We start from the raw sequence: 19,170 nt of genomic DNA on the forward strand, positions 1-19,170 counted from the left end.
CCTTTGCTCACCAACACCATAATCAAAGCTGGCGCTCAGGCCTTTCTCCACGTCGAAAAAGTAGCGGAGGCCGCCGCCGTAGTTGGGTTTCAGCAAGTTCAGGTCCAAAGCTTGGTGGTAAACGGTGCCGGTACCTAAGAGCCTACTATACCAAAGCGGTCGCTTAGGCGGTAGCGCAGTTCGGTTTGTGCCGCGGTGTAGTTGCGGTCGCGGTAACGGGTTCGTGCCGCTCTATATCATTTCCACTTTTTGATCTTGCTGATATACTCCGTTAACTCGGCAGCTATTAAGGCATGGTCGCCCATATCGGGGTGATCGTTACAGCCCGAAGTGTAGGCCTTAGAGATACTGAAAGGATAAATTTTGGTGTCGCCATGGGCGTTCATATAATCGCTGACGCCTGTCATGTAGCGTTTAAACGCGCCATTCATCCTAACATCGCCAGTGGGGATGCTCAAACAAACAATATCGGCTTTGGGGTAATATCGGCGTATCACACCGATCAGGTTCACATAATCGCCACAAAACTTAGCCGAGTCGGCTGTTGCCGCGCCGTCGCTTTCGCCTAAGCAAATGCTCACTACGTCGGGCTGGTAGGTACTAAAGTTCCATTGTAGGCTATCGGTACGGGTATTGATCTTATCGAACGCCTGTAACATGGTTGGGATGCCACAGCAGCTATTGGCTAAGCCAATGCCGGATATAGCGGTGATCATAAAATCGGCATCCAAAGCCTTCGCGGTTAAGGCGCCATAGCTCATGTTGGCATTGTGATGGCCGTACCATTCGCCAAAGTTGCAGGGGTATAGTGAACGGTCCATATCGGCGCCAGCGGTAATGGAGGTGCCAATAAATTCCATTTTATGCTTTGGGCGAGCGGGTGGATCAAGCAGCTTTTCGCACTTGATGCCAACAAATTCGAGGTAGCCTATTCCGGCTTCGGTATCTTTACAAATGGTAACGGTATGGGCCTTGTTTTCAAGGTCGCCACCAATTTTTATATTGTCGGTAAAATCGCTGGTTTGTATGCGGTATGGTTTTTGATCGTCGATGGTAATATCAATATAGTTGTGCGAATTACCATACAGCATTTGATCGTTCACAATAACTTCGGCGCCCTTACCCTTAAACCGCATTTTAACATATACACCTGCCGACCAGAATCGTGGCTTCATGGGGTCGGAGAAGTCAATCCGGCCGGTATATTGAAAATTTCTGTTATTGGCTGTAAATAGCTTATACGTGGGTGCCGCTAAAGCTTTCGCAGAGATAAGAAGCGTGTGGGTGGCTACAAAAGTGAACAAACAGAAAAAGAATCTCTTCATACTTTATTAATGAACGTGTGCTGAAACTGCTTCAGTGTTGCAAACACCAAATACGGTAAATTTATGCATTACATAAACAATTGTTTACGTTTTATTGAACAAATAGTTTACAATATACATAACAATCTCCCTTATTCCCCACTATTGACAACTAAAACGAGTAAAATGGCCCACTAATTGTAATGTGAAAAATGTACATGCCATTACATTTTATGAAAGCAAAACAACTATCTCAAATAAAATACAAACTTTGCTGCTTTATTATCCTCATACTAACGGTGCAACAGGCTTCGGCTCAGGTTGATTACAGTTTCGGTTTGAACAAAAAGGGTTTCAGGCTGGGTATAGGCGTTGGTTTATCAACAATTAATACCCATTACCAAAGTAACCCGGCCCAAATTGTTGGCGTAGGATCATTAGATTATGATTTTAACCCCTATTTTTCTATCGGATTGGAGGCGCAGGGCGGATATTTAAAAGGTGTAGATAAGCTTGGGCATTTATATTATCAAACCAGTAAGAATCAATATTTAGATGCCAATATAAATTTTAGGGTGGCGATAGGCTTAATTTCTGATTTTTATGCCAAAAACAACTTTCAGGATATTGTAAAGAACATTTACATTGGCGCAGGTGTTGGCCGTTTACGCACCAGCAATACATTTACCATTTACCCCAGCCAGGTGCCGCCTCAATATACCATGCCTATATTGCAAATGTGGTCTTTCCCGTTTAATTTGGGTACTAATATTAATATCCGTGGAAGTAGTGGTGCTGATCGGTTCAGTATTAATCCTAACTTTCAGTTCTCGTATGTAAACAACTATTACCTGGATGGTTACCGAACCAGTGATTTTAGCCATCTGAAAGGTTTTTATAAGCTCACGTCTGTTAGGGTCAAGTATAAGTTTTAGATCAACTACTGCTGTTGCTGTTGTTGCTGCTGGATCATTTCCAGGTATTCCCTGTAGCTGTTTCTTACAACCGGCTTGGTGGCTGGTTGTACTACCGGTGGTACGTCGTGATGTATGTTTTCGTAGTCGTGCTCTTCGGCATCGTATTCGCTTCCAACGGATACCGTAACCTCAAGCGTATGGCCGCTCGCTCCTTTATAAACACCTTTAACGGGGGTACAATCGGTAAAATTACGGCCCACGGCTAAACGTACATGATTTTCGTTAGCGATAATGTTATTGGTAGGGTCTAATCCTAACCAGCCATAGTTGGGGATATATGCTTCAACCCAGGCATGTGTGGCACCTTCGCCGCGCATACTGGTGCTTTTGGTGGTACAAATGTATCCGCTAACATACCTTGCCGGGATACTTACTACGCGCAGCATCTCCATTAAAATATGGGCAAAATCCTGACAAACGCCCGCTTTTATTTTCCAGATCTCATCCAGAGTAGTTTCAACGGTGGTTACGCCTTTTATATAGTCGAAGTTTTCGTAAACATATTTGCAATAGCGTACTGCGGTTTGGTAAGGGGTTTCGTTTTTTTGTTTGTGGACGGTAACCAGTGCCTGCATTTCGGTTAGGCCTTCAAAATATTCTTGCCTTAAGAAATCAATATAGGGCACCTGATAACGTAATGTCTGTAAGCTTATCCATTGCTGATCGGCAAACATATCATCTATCGGGAACATGCGATGCTTGGTGGTCACCCATATTTTTGATGATATTTCTAACTGCATATGCGGTTCAATATGCGTAAAACTGCCTATCTCGTTTCCATAATAATCAATATGGGTATCTACATGCGGTTCGCCGCTTATTTTGATCTGATGTTTTACCACCTCCTGAAATTCATCCTGAATAGGATAAAGAATGATTTGGTTGGCGCTATCACGTACAGCACTTTCGTAAATATATCTGGTAACGTGATGTATTTTGAACTCGGGCATGGGCTTTTTTTATTGCAACATTAAATTATAAAAGGATTGCAAGGATAGGTTTATGCTTACTGAAAAGCAAAATAATGTTCATTTAACTTGTTACCAATTTTAAACAATTCGCTGCGGATGTTGGTAAGATATTCGTGCAGGCCTTCTTCATATATGGTTTTTACTGAGCTATAACGGATACTGCTTTGCAGGCGACCTATCAAAAATGATAATTCTCTGAATTCATCCATATTGCTCTCGCTCTTTAAACGCTCAAAATAGATCTCGATATGTTTTACCGAATAAATAACCGAACGCGGGAACTCCGTATTAAAAATAACCTGCTCCAAAACGTTCTCGGCCTCAAAGCCTTTGCTGCGATAGGTTTTTAAATAGATCTCGTATCCGCCCAATGAAAGCAGCAGATGTTTCCAGTAAGTAGTATCGGTTAGCAAATCGGGGTTATCATCAATAGAGCCAAACTTGGTATCCAGTATATCTACAGACTGGATGCTCCGCTCCAGCGCATGACCTATATTCATATAACTGCGGGCTTCGCCACGCTCCATAGTAATTTCAACAGTACCATAGTAAAGCATCCCTTGTTTGATCAGGATATCCAATGCGGTTATCGGGTCGTCTTTCTCAAGCCAGTAGTTCAGTTTGGGGTCGCGAACAGCGTGGTAGTATTCATTGAGGCATTGCCAAAGGTCTTTCGGGATATGCTCCTGAACGCTGCGGGCATTCTCACGGGCCTGGGTAATAATGTTCAATATAGAATTGGGGTTTTCCCTATCCAACACCATATATTTTAAAACGGCCCGGCTATCGTGCTCCAACACTTCAACGTCTTCATCCGGCACACCGGCAAAAATACGCACCACAGGTTCCCAGGTAAATTTTTGTACCGTATCCTGCGATGATGCGTAGTTGATCTTTAGCATCCGCAAAATGCCGTCGCTACGTTCAATGTAGCGGCTCATCCAATATAAACTTGATGCAACCCTGCTTAACATGTGTATGTATAGTTATTCAATATCTTAATTAATTAAAGTAAAACCCAGGTATCTTTACTACCCCCACCCTGTGAGCTGTTTACTACCAGCGATCCTTCGCGCAAAGCAACACGGGTTAAACCGCCGGGCACTATTTCAATACCATCTGGTCCGCATAAGGCGTATGGCCTCAAATCTATCCGCCTTGGCGTTAATAAGCCTTGCATATAACACGGTGCTGCCGATAGGCTGATGGTTGGCTGCGCTATAAAATCGCGCGGGTTTTTGAGTATCTCGGCTTTGTATTCTTCAGTTTCTGCTTCGCTTGCCGCGTGGCCCATGAGCATACCGTAGCCACCGCTGCCATTGGTGCGCTTTACCACCATTTTGTTGATGTTGGCAAAAACGTATTCCTTTTCTTCGGGATTGCCCAATTGGAAAGTTGGTACGTTCTTTAGAATAGGCTCCTCGTTCAAATAATAACGGATCATATCCGGAACGTATGAGTATATCGCCTTATCATCGGCAACGCCATTACCAACCGCGTTAACAATGGCCACGTTACCTTTACGGTAAGCGCCCATAATGCCCGATATACCTAAAATGCTCGATGGGTTAAACTCCAGCGGATCTAAAAACTCATCGTCAACTCGGCGGTATATCACATCAACCTGCTGCAAGCCGGTGGTGGTTTTCATGTACACCTTGCTATTGTTTACCACCAGGTCGCGACCCTCTACCAGCTCAACACCCATTAAACGGGCAAGTGTGGTATGCTCAAAATAAGCTGAGTTGTAAATACCCGGACTCAATAATACGATTACCGGGTGTGGTATTTGCCTTGGCGATAAGGATAGTAGGTTTTTGTATAAGATGTTAGGATATTCGGTAACGCTCCTAACGCCGCATTGTGGTAACAGATCAGGAAATAAACGCTTGGTGATCTCTCTGTTCTCCAGCATATAGCTTACGCCCGATGGTGTACGCAGGTTATCTTCCAATACATAAAAAGTACCGTCAAAATCACGGATCAGATCAATCCCCGCTATGTGTACATAAATATCATAGGGTACCTCAACATTGCACATTTCGCGCAAAAAGTGCGGGCACGAGTAAATGATATCTATCGGGACGATGCCGTCTTTGATGATGAACTGGTTGCTATAAACATCCTTCAAAAATAGATTAAGCACATGTAAGCGTTGTTTGATGCCTTTCTCAACAAAGGTCCACTCATCACCTGTGATAATGCGGGGGATAATATCAAAGGGAAATATCTTTTCGATGCCCTCGCCACTGTTGTAAACGGTGAAGGTAATGCCCTGACTCATGAACAGGCGTTTGGCCAGATCTTCTTTCTTATTCAGGTCGTCGATAGATTCCCTGTTCAAATACTGTATAACTTTTTGATAATGGTCGCGAATCTTCGAATCCGAGCCATACATTTCGTCCCAAGTGCCAGGCGTTGGGTTGTAATTTTTAAAATAAGCCGATTCTTGCATTAATTAACCCTCCTTTCCTGTAATAAAATTGCCAGTTTATTAAACAATTGCCGTTTATAAAGTCAACATCGACAAAATAGTAAGCAATTATTCAATAATGCACAAAAATTTTCAATCTTTCACCATTTAAAATGCATATATTTTAAAATATACGTAAACAATTAAAAATAGTGTTTCGGCTCGAAAATGATTTTTTATCAAGATAGTGATTTTACTTAACATGGGTAGGCTCATAAAGTTTAAAGAACTTGTTAATAAACTCATGCCAATAAAAAAGGGATACATTTATATGCATCCCTTAAGTTCAATGTAAATTTACCGGTTATTATTCCGGCTGGGCAGATGGTGGTGGAGGTGTTTGCATCTGTTTTTCTTCCCTGTTTTGTTCGGTAGGCACGCCTGCTACTTTATAAGTTGTAGTGCCACCATTATCTACCGTTTCTTCATAGTAAATATCATCTGGCGATACGAAGAATTTCTTGCCATTCAATGTTACCGTACGGCAGTCCTGGGGTAGCTGGTCAACAATATCACCAAGCTTTGGTAATTGAGGCTGCTCATCTTGCCCGGTATTCAAAACACCATCTTTACCGGCAATTAAGTAACCTTTGGTGTTGTCTGGATGAACAACCTCTTTGTAATAAACGCCATTCAGCTCGTAATACTGCTCGCCATTGATCATGATAGATTTTGAATGCGATGGTAATTTAGGTACTTCGGCACCAACCGGGGCCGCAACAACCTCGTACTTGTCGTTATTCTGGCGGTAATAAACGCCATCAAACCCATAATACATATCGGGCCCGTAGTAGAATGGGAAGTATCCGTAAGGTAAATAGCCAAAACTTAAACCTATACCCGGGTACCCATACCTGAAACCACCATAATACGGTCGGTAAGAGCGATAACCAAACCCGAAACCAAAACGCGGCCCGCCAAAGCCACCGCGGATGCCGATTGATACGCGGCCGCTACCACCGCGCCTTTGCGCATCAACATTGGTGCTTGCAATTAACAGTAAACATAATGCGGAAGCACCAATCGCCATTATGTTTTTCCATGTGCTTTTCATCGTTTTAAATGCTTATATGGCTGTAAACATTTATTTAACTAAAATATTGTGGGTAAATATTGGGTAACGTAATTTTTATCTTAAAAAAATCGCGTTCTTCTCTTTTTAACATTTCTGTTTCGCGGTGGCCCCCGGTACTTACCTTAGTATCAGCACCAAAATGCTGTTTTAAACAATCCACAAAATTCTGAATAGCAGGTGTATGTTTAATGGTTGCGGCATACCACATGCGCCTATCGATAGTAAGCGATACCGGTATGGCAACAATATCCCGGTTTTTTAGATAGGGCTTCACTATCCAATCAGGCATATGCCAATACTAAGTTAGCTTCGCCCATGTCAATGGTGGTATCGGTAAGCTGATGGCAAAATTGAGGTTTACGGAAATCTAAAAGCAGGGCATGAACTGATTACTTTGGCAATGATGAGATCAGGGACGGGGAACCGGTGAAGAAGAAGTAATTATTAGTCCGAAAGACGGAAAGTCCGGAAGATGATTTTGTGATGAACTGTATGGTTTGTCTTTCCGACTTTCGGTCTTTCCGACCCTCTTATTGCACTATCGGCACAGCAAAATCTGATGATTCGCGGATAAACAATTCGGTATCCAGCATTTTGGTTTCAAACTCGGTTACCGGGTATTTGCTTTCAATTAATTGTATCAGCATTTCGGTAGCAATCTGGCCTATTTTAAACGCGGGCTGGCGAACGGTAGTTAATGGCGGACTAAACAGTTCGGCAAAATCCGAATTGGTAAAACCAGCTATCGAAATATCTCGGGGAACTTTTAACCCCAATTTTTTTAAGGCGATCAAACAACCGGTGCTCAACCTGTCGCCGGCAACAAAAATAGCTTCGGGCCTTGAGGGGTTTTCAATTAAGCGTTTTACGGCATCCTCAACTTCTTCTTGTATCATGCCACCATGGCTGCAATGTTGCAGATAATCTGGATTAAAAGGGATGTTGTATTTGGCTAATGCATCTTTATATCCTTCGAGCCTTTCAATACTGATGGATAAAAAAGGTGAGCTGGTTAAATGGCCTATCTTTTTGATTCCTGAGCGTATTAAATGCTCTGTAGCATCGTAAGCACCTTTGTAGTTATTAGCAATTACTTTGTGCGTTTCAATCTCCGCGGCAACGCGATCAAAAAACACCATCGGCAAACCTTTATCATGCAGATATTTAAGGTGTGATAAGTCTTGAGTTTCTGATGATAACGAAACCAGCAAGCCATCAACTGAGCGCGAGGCCAAGTGTTGTACGTTCACAACTTCCCGGTCATACGATTCGTGCGTTTGGGTAATGATAACGTGGTAACCACGATTGTAAGCGATAGATTCTATCCCATTAATAGCTTGCGAGAAATAGTTGTTGGCAACCTCGCAAACCACAACGCCAATGGAGTGGCTGCGGCGCTCTTTTAAGCTTAACGCTATTGGATTGGGGTGATAGTTTATTTTTTCGGCATATTCTAAAACCAGTTTCTTGGTTTCGGAGCTAATTTCATAACCACCTCGCAATGCCCTTGAAACGGTAGACGTTGATAGTCCGAGGGCTTTGGCGATGTCTTTAATAGTTATAGGCTCAAACATGCTTTTTGATTACAATTGAAATATATGAATAAAACGCTTAAAGTTTAAAATTCATGTATTGCAAATATAATAATCCATTTTAAATAAACCCGGCAACGTTCCCGGCAACGATTGCACAAATATTTATTATGCTTAATCAGCTTTATTCAGCCGATTAAGCATAATTTAGTAGAAAGAACCAAAGAACCAATTTACAAAAAAACGCTTTACGAGTAAAAACTGCCCATTATGGAAATATATCTGTAGGAGGGAAGCACTGTTAGGTGTTTTGATACTTGTATATTATAATTTATATTGCTGAATACCAATTATTAATCGTTCAATTTTTTTTAGGCTGATTTAAACTGTATGGACCATGTAAATGGTTATTAACAGGGTTTAAATATGCAATCTGTGTGTTTATTAGTTGACACGGATTGCAATCGAGCATTAATAAAATTGTTAAACAGTTATTATTATTAAATAGAATATCTAACTAAATAAACCAATTTAAACAAATGATTATGAGGAAACAATTACTTTTATTTTTCATGTTTTTGCTGATATATAGCATGGCATGGGCTCAAACTAAGCCCATAAGTGGCAAGGTGGTTGATAACACCGGGGAACTTGTTGGTGTGAGTGTAACTGTTAAAGGCACCACAAATGGTGTGGCTACAGATGTAAACGGTAACTTTAAATTAAATGTAGCTCCCAACGCGATACTGGTTTTTAGGTTTATTGGATATAAAACCAAAGAAGTTGCCGTTGGTACCCAAACCCAATTGAAAGTAACTTTAGAGAGTGAATCCTCTTCTTTAAACGAGATTGTGGTTGTAGGTTACGGAACTCAAAAAAGAGGTGATCTTTCGGTTGCCATATCATCAGTATCCGGAAAAGATATCGAAATAAATCCTATTACAAGCGTTGCCGAAGCGCTTGAAGGGCGTGTTCCGGGTTTACAGGTAACCACAAGCGATGGTAGCCCTAATGGTAACCCGATAATTCGCTTACGTGGTGGAGGCTCGGTTACACAGGATAACTCGCCGTTATATATTGTTGACGGTTTCCCCGTGGCCGATCTGAGTAATATTGCTCCTAATGATATTGAAAGTGTTGACGTATTAAAAGATGCGGCAGCTACGGCAATATATGGTTCTCAAGGTGCTAACGGTATTATTATCGTAACTACAAAAAAACCTAAGGCGGGCCGTACCATCATATCATACAACGGTTATGGGCAATTAAGAACCTTCCCGCGTGAGCTACAGGTTCTTTCGCCTTACGAATATGTATTGGCGCAATACGAGTTTGCCCGTATAACCAGCCAAACCGCTGTAGATAATTTTTCGAAATATTTTGGTGCGTATGGTGATTTAGAACTCTATAAAAACCAAAAAGGCACTAATTGGCAGAAAGTATTGTTTGGTAATACCACCGCCAGCCAGCAACATAGCTTAAGCATTACAGGTGGTACCGAAAAAACAAAGATGAGCTTAAGTGCCAGCGATAACAAAAACCAGGGTTTACAAGTGGGTTCAAATTTTGAGCGCATTTATATGGACTTTAAATTGAACCATACGATATCCGACAAGTTAACGTTGGACCTAACAACCCGTTTTAGCAATACTATATCTAACGGTGGTGGTACGAGCGGCAGCGCAACGGCAAAAGTTGGTACCGGTATTACAACTAAGCCAGTTAACGGCCTTGCCGATTTTATTGACCTAAGCGGTGCTAACGCTGTATCTGGCAACGATCAGGATTACGAAGATTTTATTAGTAGTACAGTTAACCCGGCTACACTGGCCGCGCAGGATTATCGAAACGTTGTTACTAAGGTATTTACCTTACAAACTGCTTTGGCTTGGAAGGTAACTAATGGATTAAGTTATCGTACAGAAGGTGGCGTGGACCTGGGTTTTGGTAACAGTAAACGCTACTATGGGCCACTAACCTTGCTTGCATCGAACAACGGGGGCTTGCCTTTGGGCGAAATAACGATTGCCCAGGCACAAACCTATCGTTGGGCCAATACTTTAACTTATAAATTTAAACTAGGCCCCAAAAATGTATTTAACGTTTTAGGCGGGCAAGAAATAAAATCGGCGCTGGCAAGTGCTAATTATAACCGCGCAAAGGGTTTTGATATAACGTTGCCACCAGCAAAATTGTTCGCAAATTTTGCGGCCGGAACCCCCGACCAAATCTTATCAACAGAAGTTCAACCGGCAAATATGATGTCGTTTTTTGGACGGGTAGAGTATATCTATAAAAACAAATATATATTATCAGCATTGGCAAGGGCCGATGGATCGAGTGTATTTGCCGAAGGGCATCAATGGGGATTTTTCCCGGCCGCGGCGATTGCCTGGAAAATTATGGACGAGCCGTTTATGAAGAATGCAACTTTTGTATCTCAACTTAAGGCACGTTTAAGCTACGGTGCCGTTGGTAATAACAGGATACCGCCATACCTTACAGGGCCAACTTTTTCTATCGCTGTTAACAGACCAATTGGTTTTGGTGATACCAACCAGCCATACTATACATATTCATCATCTTTGCTGCCTAATCCTAATTTGAAATGGGAAACTACAATTACCCAGAATGCAGGTTTGGATTTTGGATTCTTTCATGACAGGCTGACCGGCTCTTTAGATCTGTATTCTAATTATACAAAAGACCTGCTGGTAACTTCCAATATCCCTACCAGTACGGGTTTTGTTGCACAACAACAAAATATAGGGCAAACATCTAACCGCGGTATCGAACTTGGTTTAACAGGTGCTATTGTTGATAAAAAGGGATTTAGGTTAAATGGTATATTTAATATTGCTATGAACCGAGCGCGCGTTGACAAACTGGACGGCAGCGCTACCGAGATTATATCAAACTCAGGTTGGGCAAGTACAGACTTGAAAGCTATTGATGATTACCGCGCCCGGGTTGGTGGAACAATTGGTTTGATATATGGCTATGTTAGTGATGGTTTTTACAGCGTTGATGATTTTTCATCGTATAATGCATCTACAGGCAGATACGTTTTAAAACCGGGAGTTGCTGATAATACAAATATAACAGGTGGCATATCGGTTAGGCCTGGTGTGGCCAAATTGAAAGACATAAGCGGCCCTAACGGTGTACCGGATGGTGTTATCGATGCTACTTATGATCGTCAGGTGATAGGCAGCGCCTTACCTAAGGCAACAGGTGGCTTTGGTTTTAATGCCAGCTATAAAGGGTTTGACCTATATACTTTTTTTACCTGGAGCTATGGCAACCAGGTATATAACACCGGTAAACAATCGTTTAATATGTACTATCGTACAACCTGGGGCAACATGTTAAATACATCAAACTATGCCAGCAGATTCCACTATATTGATGCGGCCGGTAATCAGGTAACAGACCTGGAAGCTTTACGTGCTTTAAACCCGAATCCAACAATTGCTTCACCATACTCATACGGTAACGCTTCGCCTGTTGCGCAGTCGCTTGAGATAGAAGACGGGTCTTTTTTAAGGCTAAGCAACGTTACGCTTGGTTATACCGTACCATTATCACTAACCAAGCGTGTAGGCATATCAAAACTGCGCGTTTACGGAACCGTTTATAATGCTTTACTGTTTACCAAATACACAGGTTACGACCCGGAAGTTAGCACCGCACCAAGCGGAAGCACTGATGGATATAACGTGTTAACACCAGGTGTGGATTACTCGGGATACCCTAAAAGCCGCACGTTTACATTTGGCTTAAACCTCACTTTTTAACATTTATATTAATATATAATACAAAATGAAAACAAGAATTATTATAGGGTTAGTGCTGATCTCAACGATCATCGCTTCCTGCAAAAAATTTTTAGATCCCGCTGCTCCGTCTGTATACGATTCGACTTATATTTTTTCTACTGTTAGTGATGCTAATAGAGCTGTTAATGGTGTTTATGCTTTGTTTAACACCGATGCGTTCACATCACGTGTATCAAACAATTTTACAGGCAATAACGATATCGAAATTGGAGGTGTTGGTTCTTCCGCCGATGGTTCAAGGCGGGATATATGGTCGTTCGAGGCTACTTCGGCCCAGGTTGACCTACTTGCCGTATGGAACAATGCTTACAATGCTATTAATAAAGCGAATGAATGTATTGCAGGTATTGAAGCCAGCGCTTTGTATAAAGCCAACGATCCGGCGATGCTACATTTAGAAGGCGAATGTTTCACGTTACGCGCCTACTGGTACTATTTATTGGTTGAAAACTGGGGTGATGTGCCTTATAAAACCACTCCAAGCCGTGATGGTGATAATTTTTACTTGCCCAAAACAGACAGGAATCTGATTTTGACTAATATTATTAATGATTTGGTAACTGCGGAACCTAAAATGAAATGGGCTGACCAGTTAGATTACGGAATTGAGCGTATTAACCGCGAATTTGTTATGGGCCTTATTGCGCGTTTGTCGTTAACACGTGGTGGTTACGCTTTGTACCCTGACTTGACCATGAAACGTAATGAAGCAGATTATCTTTCTTATTATAAAAAAGCGAACGATTATTGCCGTAAGTTGATGACTTTAAAACCCCATACGCTTGATCCATCATACTCGAATGTGTTTTTAAATGAGTGTAAGTACATTAAACCGTTAAATAGCGATGTACTTTACGAAGTTGCCTTTGGGCCAAATGCGGGAGACGTGGCATGGTGTAACGGTATGCGTGTTGATGCAGGACCTGCCAACCCTTACGGAACCGGATCGGCATATTTGGGTATGAGCCCATCTTACTATCACTCGTTTGATACTTTGGATGTTAGGTTACCGGCAACATGCTCAATATATTATTATTCGGCTACGTTACAACAAACGCCTTTATCGGCAACATCTATTACCCCTGCAAAATGGAACAGGATATTGGTTCCGGTGGCTTTGGGTACAGCTTCGTCAAAAGGTACCGGTATTAACTGGCCGTTAATGCGTTATAGCGATGTATTGTTAATGCTTGCCGAAACAGAGAATGAGATCAACGGATCACCAACAGGCGATGCTAAGAATGCTTTAAAAATGGTTCGCCAAAGGGCTTTCCCGGCAGCTATCTGGTCAACCAAGGTAGATGCTTACATTAATACAGTATCCGCATCAAAACAAACGTTTTTTGACGCGATAGTAAATGAACGAGCATGGGAATTTGGAGCAGAGTGTTTACGTAAATATGATTTGATACGCTGGAATTATTACGGTAAAAAAGTTGCCGAAGCCAGGAATATCGCCACCCAGATGGGTATTGATGCCAATGCCGGAACCGGTACCTATTCAAACCTTCCGGATGTATTGTATTATAAATTAAATGGTGATAAAACGGTTAGCTTTTTAAGCAGGTACGCGAAAGTACAAGGTGGTACACCAACCGGCTGGACAGCGCTTAACTGGCTAAGATCATTACAGAGTTCGGGCGCCCCATCTACCTATATCACCTATAGCTGGAGAGGATACAAAGATAATTCAGGCTTAACCCCGTTAAATTATATGTTACCTATTGCAAGCTCTATAATTAGCGATAGCCGCGGAACATTGAAAAACGATGGTTATGGTTTTACAAACTAATTGACGGTTTAAAAACATAAAACATGAAAACAAGATATTTTATTTTAACGATATGCGCTGCAATGATGTTATTAGCGGCCGCATGTAAAAAGTCAGATTCGCTTAGTGGCGTACCTGACAGGCTTTTCCGCCCGGTTTTAAGGAGCTCTTTATTGGCACCCGATAACTCGGTTACGGCAGAATGGCAAAAAATTGACGGGGCGGCGCATTATACTGTTCAGTTAAGCCGGGATACATTTAAACATATTGATGCAACTCTTACTATTGACAGTAGCAGGTTTGTGTTTGCGAATCTGAAATGGGAGCAACAATACCAGGTGCAAGTAAGGGCAATAGCTACGGATACCACCAAAAACTCAAAATACTCAATTTTAGGTAGTATTAAAACACCTAAGTTTCCAACTATTGTAACTACACCTACCCTGGCCGATGTTACGGAAAGTGCGATAAAATTGCGCTGGACAAATAGCGGCGACGCGGTTACCACTATAAAAGTGTTAAAAACAGATAGCAGCGTAGTTAAAATTATTACACTTACATCTACCAACATAACTAACCAGTATTATGATATTACTGGTTTAACCTCGTCTACCGGTTATATAGTACAGTTATATAGCGGGGCTAAATTGCGCGGCTGGAATAACTACATTACCCAGGCGCCACTGAGTGGTGTTATTATTGACCTCCGCGGTATTGATCTTACCAAACGTACAACCATACTTGCGGATACTATTCCGTTAATAGCTAACGGTGCAACTGTAGTATTGCAACGTGGAGCTGTTTATAATGTGCCGGTAGCTATTAATTTAAGTAAGAGTATCAAAATAATTAGCGGAAGCGATCTAAGCGTTTCAACTAATGCTACTATTAATATCAGCGGTGGTTCTATGTTTGCTATTGTAGCGGCAAGTACTATTCCATCTATCGCTTTCGAGGGGCTTACGCTTACCGGCACAACAGGTAATTATGTGTTTAATATTAATACAGCATGTAATATTGGTACCATAAGTTACGAGGGTTGTACCATAAATACTTTCCGCGGAGTGAACAGGACACAAAGCGTGGCAATTGTTATTACAACCCTATCTATGAATAATTGCTTGATAAGTAATATTATTGATTATGGTTTAATGACGGTAAGTAACGCTACAATTGAGCACTTTGATAACATTATTTTAAGCAATAGCACCATTAATACCTGCGAGAAGTTGTTTGTAAGTAAATCAAACTCAATTAACGTAACTATTAACGATAATACCTTCTATGCATCGCCGCTTGGTGGTGGTAGCTATTATTTAGATTATAATGGTGTGGGCATTACGGGTACAACAACAATTAAAAACAATATTTTTGGTGTTGGTAAACCATCAACAGCCACGCCACCTGTGTATACCGTGAACGGCAAACGTGGTACAATTACTGATCTATCTCAAAACAATTATTCAACATCCGATTTTGTATTGACCACCAGTTCAACAGGTTTTTCCAACACCATTCCTTACACCAAGCTGTCAACTGATCTTTGGGTAGATCCGGCCAATGGAAACTTTAAATTCAAAGATGCCACTTATGCCGGGAAAGGTACCACCGGCGATCCGAGATGGCGTTAAACTATTATAAATGTTACATAAAAGGCCGCTGTAAAAGGTGGCCTTTTTAATGTAGAACCGTATATTTAACACTTATAACCTACACATCAGCTTATGTATAAATATCTGTTTAAAACTGCACCTGTTATAGTTCTATTTGCCTTAGTGGGTTTTACAATTGCCCAGCGCAACCCCATCAAGGTTTATCTTATCGGCGATTCAACTATGGCTAACAAGCAGGTAAAGGCTTTCCCGGAAACGGGCTGGGGCATGCCATTTTATAACTTTTTTGATAATACAGTAACGGTTGATAACCGTGCCCAAAATGGCCGCAGTACTAAAACTTTTATAAACGAAAAGCTTTGGGAACCCGTTGAGCGTGATTTGAAAGAGGGTGATTATGTGCTGGTTCAATTTGGACATAATGATGAGGTGCCTACCAAGGGGAGCTACATTAACGAAGAAGGTTTTAAAGCCAACCTGATTAAATTTATAACAGAATCGAGAAATAAAAAAGCTATACCTGTGCTGATCACCCCGGTGGCCAGGCGCAAGTTTGATAAGGATGGTAAAATTCAGGGAACACATGATGTGTATTCGGCTATAGTACGTACAGTGGCCGCGGAGCAGAATGCGCCGTTGATAGATCTGGATAAAGAAAGTCAGGATTTATTACAAAAAATGGGGCCTGAAAGTTCTAAATTGCTTTATAACTATTTAACTCCGGGCGAAAATCCGAATTATCCGGGAGGTAAGGAGGATGATACTCACTTTAGTGAATTAGGTGCCCGCAAAATGGCCGAGATTGTACTGGCCGATATCCGTTTGTTAAAGCTGGAGTTGGCAAGCAGGATAGTTGTTTCCAATCTTGGCATCAAATAAGATCAACAATGAAAAAGAATTTGCTAAAATACGGAGCAGCGATGTGCGCGTTAATATTGATGTCGTTTTTAATACCACAGGACAATATTAAAATTTATTTGATCGGCGACTCAACCATGTGCAACTACCCTAAATTACAAAGGCCCGTTACAGGCTGGGGGATGCCGTTTGCCAATTATTTTGATAAAACAGTTACCATTGATAACCGTGCGAAGGGAGGCAGGAGCAGCCGTACCTTTTTAGAGGAAAACCGTTGGAAACCTGTTGCCGATAGTTTGAACGCGGGCGATTATGTATTTATTCAGTTTGGCCATAACGACGAAGCTAAAGAACCTCAGTTTGCTGCAAGGTATACGCCTGTGGCTGATTATAAAACCAACCTGATCAAATTTATTACTGAAACCCGGGCTAAAAATGCCATCCCTATTTTGGTTACACCGGTAAGCCGGCGCGGTTTTGATAAGGATGGTAAAGCTAAAGAAACCCATGTGGAATATAGCAAAGCCGTATTTGAGGTTGGCGAGCAATACAAAGTGCCGGTAATTGACCTGGATAAAAAGAGCCGCGAGTTGTACCAGCAATTGGGCGAGGCTAATTCAAAGCTGTTGTTTATGGAACTTGATTCGGCAGAGCACCCTAATTACCCTTTAGGACGACATGATAATACACATTTTAACGAGTTTGGCGCACGTAAAATGGCCGAGATTGTGTTGAATGATATTAAGGAGAAGAACCTTGACCTGGCCGCCAGGATAGGTAAAGGAACTAACAAAGCAAGTGTTAACCCACAGGTGAAATAATGAAAAAGTTAGTTTTATTGTTAATGATATTTGCTTCTGCGATATCCGCGAAAGCTCAAAAAAGAATAATAGTTGCCTTGGATGGCTCTGGGAATTATAAAACCGTTCAGGAGGCTATTAACGCTGTACCTGATAACAGCAAGGCAACAACCGAAATATTTGTAAAAAGAGGAACCTATAAAGAGCGCATTGTATTGCCGGTTTCTAAAATTAATGTAACGCTAATTGGCGCGGATGTTAAAAATACAGTGCTTACTTATGGTAATTACGCGGGTACGCTCGACTCGTTAGGGAAGCCGTTAGGTACATCGCGCTCGGCAAGTTTTTACGTTTACGGAGCCGGGTTTACCGCTAAGAATATTACGTTCGACAATTCTGCTGGTCCGGTTGGTCAGGCTTTGGCCATTTACGTTGCCGGGGATAAATCGTGCTTTTTAAATTGTCGTTTTTTAGGTAACCAGGATACTATTTATACGCATGGCAAGGGCAGTAGGCAATTTTATAAGGATTGTTATATAGAAGGCACTACCGATTTTATTTTTGGCGCCGGAACCTGCCTGTTTACCAACTGCAATATTTATTGTAAAAAGGGCGGCGCTTATGTAACAGCGGCATCAACATTAGATACTACGGCGTATGGTTATGTTTTTATTCAATGTAAAATTGCAGGTAATGCGCCGGATAACAGTTACGCGCTTGGCCGGCCCTGGAGGCCGTATGCTAAAGTAGTTTACCTGCAATGCGATCTGGGTGCGATGATCAGGCCTGCGGGCTGGGATAACTGGCGTAATCCGGAAAACGAAAAGACAGCTTATTATGCTGAATACAAAAATACCGGCCCGGGATATAAACCTGATGAGCGCGCCACATGGAGCCATCAATTAACCGACGCGGAAGCTGCAAAATACACGCCGGCATTAATATTAAATGGCTGGAAGCCCGACACGAAATGATAAGAAAGCAATTGGTTATCATCGGGCTGTTGTTTGCGGCCATCGCCGTTAAGGGGCAGGCTAAGAAACAAATTACCGTATCGGCTGATGGTAGTGGTGATTATAAAACTGTGCAAGCGGCCTTTGATGCTATCCCGCAAGGAAACAAAAAACCTGTACTTGTATTTGTAAAGAATGGTGTTTATAAAGAAAAGCTTCATTTAGATTCGACTAAGGCATTTGTAACGCTTGTTGGGGAATCAAAATTCAATACAGTTTTGACGTATGATGACCATACGGGTAAAATTGGGACGGATGGTAAAATGATCAGCACACCAACATCATATAGCTTTAAAGTAATGGCCGATAACTTTACCGCTCACGATATTACATTTGAAAATTCGGCAGGTTTTACTGCCGGGCAGGCTGTGGCAGTGGAGAGTGATGGCGACCGGGCCGTATTTACCAATTGCCGTTTTATTGGTAATCAGGATATTTTGTTTACCAATAACGAAAGCAGCAGGCAGTATTATAAAGATTGCTATATAGAAGGTACAACCGATTTTATATTCGGCGCGGCAACTTGTTGGTTTGAGCAATGCCATATCCACAGCAAAAAAAATTCGCATGTTACGGCGGCTTCTACCCCGCAAAGTCATAATGTTGGATACGTTTTTAACGATTGCCGCTTAACGGGCGATAGTGCATTGCACATGGTATCGTTGGGCAGGCCCTGGCGGCCGTATGCCTGGGTAATTTATATGCATTGTTATATAGGGCAACAGGTAAAGGCAGAGGGCTGGAGTAACTGGAATAAAACCGAAAGCTATAAAACGGCCCGGTATTTTGAATTTCAGAATTATGGGCCGGGCGCGGCAGTAGCGGGCCGGGTTGAATGGAGCCGCCAGATGAGTACCGCGGAGGCAGGAAAACTAACCATAAAAAACGTATTGGGCGGAAAGGATCACTGGAACCCCGAACTTAAAAATTGAACACATACATAA

The 19,170-nt window shown here is 41.9% G+C and carries 15 protein-coding genes; 8 read left to right on the forward strand and 7 right to left on the reverse strand.

Features of this window, described 5'->3' with window-relative positions; all coding sequences use genetic code 11:
* Positions 1-236: 236 nt before the first annotated feature.
* A complete protein-coding gene (locus tag ABIN91_RS08430; protein WP_348050474.1) occupies positions 237-1,325 on the reverse strand; it encodes an SGNH/GDSL hydrolase family protein in 1,089 nt (362 codons plus the stop codon).
* A 212-nt stretch (positions 1,326-1,537) separates the two neighbouring features.
* On the opposite strand from ABIN91_RS08430, the gene ABIN91_RS08435 reads away from it, so the two are divergent.
* Complete coding sequence (locus ABIN91_RS08435; RefSeq protein ID WP_348050476.1) at positions 1,538-2,239, forward strand: hypothetical protein; 702 nt, start codon at positions 1,538-1,540, stop codon at positions 2,237-2,239.
* Between the two features lie 5 nt (positions 2,240-2,244).
* On the opposite strand, the gene ABIN91_RS08440 is transcribed toward ABIN91_RS08435, so the two are convergent.
* The 6 genes from ABIN91_RS08440 to ABIN91_RS08465 all read right to left on the reverse strand — a co-directional run bounded on the left by ABIN91_RS08440 (position 2,245) and on the right by ABIN91_RS08465 (position 8,374).
* Positions 2,245-3,231 carry a transglutaminase family protein gene (locus ABIN91_RS08440; protein ID WP_348050478.1) on the reverse strand — a complete coding sequence of 329 codons (987 nt, stop codon included), beginning with the start codon at positions 3,229-3,231 and terminating at the stop codon, positions 2,245-2,247.
* Positions 3,232-3,287: 56 nt separating this feature from the next.
* Positions 3,288-4,226: an alpha-E domain-containing protein gene (locus ABIN91_RS08445; RefSeq protein WP_348050480.1), complete on the reverse strand. Its 939-nt coding sequence runs from the start codon at positions 4,224-4,226 to the stop codon at positions 3,288-3,290.
* Positions 4,227-4,258: 32 nt separating this feature from the next.
* Entirely contained in the window at positions 4,259-5,707 is a 1,449-nt protein-coding gene (locus ABIN91_RS08450) for a circularly permuted type 2 ATP-grasp protein (protein ID WP_348050482.1), read from the reverse strand.
* 325 nt (positions 5,708-6,032) lie between these two features.
* A complete protein-coding gene (locus ABIN91_RS08455) occupies positions 6,033-6,779 on the reverse strand; it encodes a DUF6515 family protein (RefSeq protein WP_348050484.1) in 747 nt (248 codons plus the stop codon).
* A 34-nt stretch (positions 6,780-6,813) separates the two neighbouring features.
* On the reverse strand, positions 6,814-7,089 hold the full coding sequence (locus tag ABIN91_RS08460) for a hypothetical protein (RefSeq protein WP_348050489.1): 276 nt from the start codon (positions 7,087-7,089) through the stop codon (positions 6,814-6,816).
* A 241-nt stretch (positions 7,090-7,330) separates the two neighbouring features.
* Positions 7,331-8,374, reverse strand: a complete 1,044-nt coding sequence (locus ABIN91_RS08465; protein ID WP_348050491.1) for a LacI family DNA-binding transcriptional regulator — start codon at positions 8,372-8,374, stop codon at positions 7,331-7,333.
* Between the two features lie 503 nt (positions 8,375-8,877).
* Here ABIN91_RS08465 and ABIN91_RS08470 point away from each other — a divergent pair.
* The 7 genes from ABIN91_RS08470 (at position 8,878) to ABIN91_RS08500 (ending at position 19,158) form a co-directional block, all read left to right on the forward strand.
* A complete protein-coding gene (locus tag ABIN91_RS08470; protein ID WP_348050493.1) occupies positions 8,878-12,129 on the forward strand; it encodes a TonB-dependent receptor in 3,252 nt (1,083 codons plus the stop codon).
* A gap of 25 nt (positions 12,130-12,154) precedes the next feature.
* Positions 12,155-13,963, forward strand: a complete 1,809-nt coding sequence (locus tag ABIN91_RS08475; protein ID WP_348050495.1) for a RagB/SusD family nutrient uptake outer membrane protein — start codon at positions 12,155-12,157, stop codon at positions 13,961-13,963.
* 23 nt (positions 13,964-13,986) lie between these two features.
* Positions 13,987-15,573: a DUF5123 domain-containing protein gene (locus ABIN91_RS08480; protein WP_348050497.1), complete on the forward strand. Its 1,587-nt coding sequence runs from the start codon at positions 13,987-13,989 to the stop codon at positions 15,571-15,573.
* A gap of 93 nt (positions 15,574-15,666) precedes the next feature.
* Entirely contained in the window at positions 15,667-16,434 is a 768-nt protein-coding gene (locus tag ABIN91_RS08485) for a rhamnogalacturonan acetylesterase (protein WP_348050500.1), read from the forward strand.
* Positions 16,435-16,442: 8 nt separating this feature from the next.
* Positions 16,443-17,234 (forward strand): rhamnogalacturonan acetylesterase, encoded by a 792-nt coding sequence (locus tag ABIN91_RS08490; protein ID WP_348050505.1) that lies wholly within the window; start codon positions 16,443-16,445, stop codon positions 17,232-17,234.
* Complete coding sequence (locus ABIN91_RS08495; protein WP_348050507.1) at positions 17,234-18,187, forward strand: pectinesterase family protein; 954 nt, start codon at positions 17,234-17,236, stop codon at positions 18,185-18,187. The genes ABIN91_RS08490 and ABIN91_RS08495 overlap by 1 nt, the downstream gene beginning before the upstream one ends.
* Positions 18,184-19,158 (forward strand): pectinesterase family protein, encoded by a 975-nt coding sequence (locus ABIN91_RS08500; RefSeq protein ID WP_348050509.1) that lies wholly within the window; start codon positions 18,184-18,186, stop codon positions 19,156-19,158. Before ABIN91_RS08495 ends, ABIN91_RS08500 begins: the two co-directional genes overlap by 4 nt.
* Positions 19,159-19,170: the final 12 nt, after the last annotated feature.

Source organism: Mucilaginibacter sp., assembly GCF_039921305.1.
GTDB lineage: Bacteria > Bacteroidota > Bacteroidia > Sphingobacteriales > Sphingobacteriaceae > Mucilaginibacter.

What these genes read in the sequence shown, in the direction of transcription:
- ABIN91_RS08460 (WP_348050489.1), bottom strand. Translation starts at nt 7,089, where the DNA reads ATGCCTGATTGGATAGTGAAGCCCTATCTAAAAAACCGGGATATTGTT.
- ABIN91_RS08485 (WP_348050500.1), top strand. Translation starts at nt 15,667, where the DNA reads ATGTATAAATATCTGTTTAAAACTGCACCTGTTATAGTTCTATTTGCC.
- ABIN91_RS08480 (WP_348050497.1), top strand. Translation starts at nt 13,987, where the DNA reads ATGAAAACAAGATATTTTATTTTAACGATATGCGCTGCAATGATGTTA.
- ABIN91_RS08465 (WP_348050491.1), bottom strand. Translation starts at nt 8,374, where the DNA reads ATGTTTGAGCCTATAACTATTAAAGACATCGCCAAAGCCCTCGGACTA.
- ABIN91_RS08490 (WP_348050505.1), top strand. Translation starts at nt 16,443, where the DNA reads ATGAAAAAGAATTTGCTAAAATACGGAGCAGCGATGTGCGCGTTAATA.
- ABIN91_RS08495 (WP_348050507.1), top strand. Translation starts at nt 17,234, where the DNA reads ATGAAAAAGTTAGTTTTATTGTTAATGATATTTGCTTCTGCGATATCC.
- ABIN91_RS08450 (WP_348050482.1), bottom strand. Translation starts at nt 5,707, where the DNA reads ATGCAAGAATCGGCTTATTTTAAAAATTACAACCCAACGCCTGGCACT.
- ABIN91_RS08475 (WP_348050495.1), top strand. Translation starts at nt 12,155, where the DNA reads ATGAAAACAAGAATTATTATAGGGTTAGTGCTGATCTCAACGATCATC.
- ABIN91_RS08500 (WP_348050509.1), top strand. Translation starts at nt 18,184, where the DNA reads ATGATAAGAAAGCAATTGGTTATCATCGGGCTGTTGTTTGCGGCCATC.
- ABIN91_RS08455 (WP_348050484.1), bottom strand. Translation starts at nt 6,779, where the DNA reads ATGAAAAGCACATGGAAAAACATAATGGCGATTGGTGCTTCCGCATTA.
- ABIN91_RS08470 (WP_348050493.1), top strand. Translation starts at nt 8,878, where the DNA reads ATGAGGAAACAATTACTTTTATTTTTCATGTTTTTGCTGATATATAGC.
- ABIN91_RS08445 (WP_348050480.1), bottom strand. Translation starts at nt 4,226, where the DNA reads ATGTTAAGCAGGGTTGCATCAAGTTTATATTGGATGAGCCGCTACATT.
- ABIN91_RS08440 (WP_348050478.1), bottom strand. Translation starts at nt 3,231, where the DNA reads ATGCCCGAGTTCAAAATACATCACGTTACCAGATATATTTACGAAAGT.
- ABIN91_RS08435 (WP_348050476.1), top strand. Translation starts at nt 1,538, where the DNA reads ATGAAAGCAAAACAACTATCTCAAATAAAATACAAACTTTGCTGCTTT.
- ABIN91_RS08430 (WP_348050474.1), bottom strand. Translation starts at nt 1,325, where the DNA reads ATGAAGAGATTCTTTTTCTGTTTGTTCACTTTTGTAGCCACCCACACG.